Raw genomic sequence first — 2,032 nt, 5'->3', positions numbered from 1 at the left:
ACTCAAATATCTCGCCAAAATCTACCAAAACATGGTTTTGATTTATTAGCGCTAATTTGTGGGGATCCCTCAGCGCCGAAGCGGGTGGGTTCACATGACGTAAGGTAATAATCGTCCTATCCTGCCAATACCCACTATATGGGACTCTATGGCTGAGTTGCCCATACATATGGTGGATCATCAGCCCATCACCGATATATACGCCAGCGTGGTTAGGTTCGTTGGCCTGTACCTGCATAATAATGACATCACCCATCTGTAATTCACTGCTGCATTCAGTAAACCCAGCATCAGCATAATTCTTCATATACAAGTTTTCGCCACGCTCCCACCAGCCATCTGAGCGCTCAAAATCAGGAATATCAATATCACGCTCCAGCCGATACCAGTCACGCACGATGGCGTAACAATCCCAGATACCATGTACAAATGGACGACCCAACAACGGCTTAATCCCCTCAGTCGGCATAATGGTACGAATGTCACTCTCCGGCCATGAGACAATCACCCACGGGATTTGTGACAGGTCACATTGCGCGATATCCAGTTGACTGGGTTGTGTCGTGGCATCGGGGTGACTGTGAACAATGGCAACAATCGTGCCTACGTCTTCGGCTTCGGCGTAATCGACTGGGTGCATACTGAATTGTTCTGTCGGTAAAGGTGCGGTATTGCGGCAACGGATATATTGCTGCTTGCGGCTATTTTGGATGACCAGACCGCAGCATTCATTAGGATATTCGGCTTTAGCCTGATCTATAATGGTATCGATAATATGTTTACGCAGCGTTTCCATATCACCGCCTTAATAACGCTGAACCGGGGAAGCCACCAAAGGGAAGTTGATTTCCTTTCCCGAAGCGCAGCTCACATCCTGTTGACAATAATCCAGAACATGCATCTTTTGATGGATCATCTGTTGGGTTCCCGTCCTCATCAAAATACCGATCACCGGTATAGTTACATGGGGATTTGCGATATAACCCCCGCATACACCACGTACAAAGACTGTGTATCTGACGGGTAGGAATTTGAATCCCTTGTAGGTCGGCAGGAGAAGACAAAGCAAAATGAATCTCTGTATTGTCCTCATGCGTCTTACTGTCAATATAGTAGACGTCTATTTTCTCTTGCGTAGGATCAGCTTCTGGGTTGCCCTCGGGAAAATTACGGGCATCCAGATAATGCGCAAAGGTCATACGAAGGGTGACACGCGCCTGAGCCATATTCTGATATGCCAGACACATGGCGCTGATAGTGCCGTCTAGATTGGCAACACTGAGCGTGGGTGACACTGTTCTACCATCACTATTTACCTCCAATCCCTCAATTCTCACAGGCCACGGTTTATACTCCACACCCTGCCACCAGATTGATTTAATCGGCAGGTCGTCCGGGTTTTCCAGTTCCGCTTCTGTGTAAGGAATGGTGTGATTATGAAAGTACAATTCTGGCCCACCAAAGGCCGAGCCATCGACCGAAAACAATAAAATCTTATGCCCCACTTCAAGGCGCTGGAGATCTGCATTAATAGTCATGCGCTGAATGCCTGTTCAAAAGTTGCTGATACTTTCATGATGCCTCCCGCCATAGGGGTCATGGTGATTGAGTCAGATTTGACTCGATACAATCCCTTTTCACCAAACGGAGGTCTCCAGATAAATGATTTTGCCGTGTGATTACGAATAAACTGAAAGATTGGAACCACTTCTTCTTTTGCTCCTAAATAAGAATAAGGCCATGATTGCGTTTCGGAATTAATTCCATCAGCGACGACCTGTTTGTAACCATCACCAAACTCAATTGATTTAACTCGGTGTTTAAATTCTTCGATAGCCATATAAGTACCTATAAAAAGAAAAACCGCAGTTAAGCGGCTTGGATTTTGATGTAAAAAAACCGCACTAGGCGGCATATATGGAAAAGGCTACGCAATGCGCAGCCTTGAATTCATAGGGGTTATTTAATATGTTATTTATTGCAGAGTATATATTCTAACAATAGAGATTCTTGCTACAGAGCTATTAAATCC

At 45.4% G+C, this 2,032-nt stretch carries 2 protein-coding genes and 1 pseudogene; all 3 read right to left on the bottom strand.

All coding sequences use genetic code 11. The features are described from left to right. Nucleotides 1–94 precede the first annotated feature (94 nt). A pseudogene (locus NXS07_RS19675) lies at nt 95–787 on the bottom strand (C40 family peptidase); the annotation flags it as partial. 10 nt (nt 788–797) lie between these two features. Next, nucleotides 798–1,538 carry a phage minor tail protein L gene (locus tag NXS07_RS19670; protein WP_258087478.1) on the bottom strand — a complete coding sequence of 247 codons (741 nt, stop codon included), beginning with the start codon at nt 1,536–1,538 and terminating at the stop codon, nt 798–800. Next, nucleotides 1,535–1,915 (bottom strand): phage tail protein, encoded by a 381-nt coding sequence (locus NXS07_RS19665; RefSeq protein ID WP_258087477.1) that lies wholly within the window; start codon nt 1,913–1,915, stop codon nt 1,535–1,537. The genes NXS07_RS19670 and NXS07_RS19665 overlap by 4 nt, the downstream gene beginning before the upstream one ends. Nucleotides 1,916–2,032: the final 117 nt, after the last annotated feature.

The sequence above is a fragment of the Xenorhabdus bovienii genome (genome assembly GCF_024721015.1).
Lineage (GTDB): Bacteria > Pseudomonadota > Gammaproteobacteria > Enterobacterales > Enterobacteriaceae > Xenorhabdus > Xenorhabdus bovienii.
This window is presented reverse-complemented; position numbering and strand designations above follow the sequence as displayed.

What these genes read in the sequence shown, in the direction of transcription:
- NXS07_RS19665 (WP_258087477.1), bottom strand. Translation starts at nt 1,915, where the DNA reads ATGCCGCCTAGTGCGGTTTTTTTACATCAAAATCCAAGCCGCTTAACT.
- NXS07_RS19670 (WP_258087478.1), bottom strand. Translation starts at nt 1,538, where the DNA reads ATGACTATTAATGCAGATCTCCAGCGCCTTGAAGTGGGGCATAAGATT.